This window comes from Pseudomonas sp. SIMBA_041 (genome assembly GCF_046535095.1).
Taxonomy (GTDB): Bacteria; Pseudomonadota; Gammaproteobacteria; order Pseudomonadales; family Pseudomonadaceae; genus Aquipseudomonas; species Aquipseudomonas mucoides.
On the sequence record NZ_JAWRXJ010000803.1, the window covers coordinates 1 to 244 of the forward strand.

General features: G+C 63.1%; 1 pseudogene. It reads right to left on the reverse strand.

Features of this window, described 5'->3' with window-relative positions:
* Positions 1-244: pseudogene (locus SB725_RS33345) on the reverse strand (cysteine--tRNA ligase); the annotation flags it as partial.

Genomic DNA, 244 nt, shown 5'->3' on the forward strand with positions numbered 1-244 from the left:
GTCCAGCGGGTCCTGTTTCGACTCGTCGACTTCGATCCGCGCGCCGATGCGCAGGTCTTCGATCTTCTTGCGCGACAGCTTGCCGTAGCCCATGAACTTGCCGACGCGGTAGTACACGTCGCCATTGCCCGGAGCGTAGGCGTAGCCCTTGTCGATCAGGGTCTGGATCATCGCGTGCATGCCGGGGATATGGTCGGTGGCGCGCGGTTCCATGTCCGGCTTCTTGATGTTCAGCCGCGCCTCG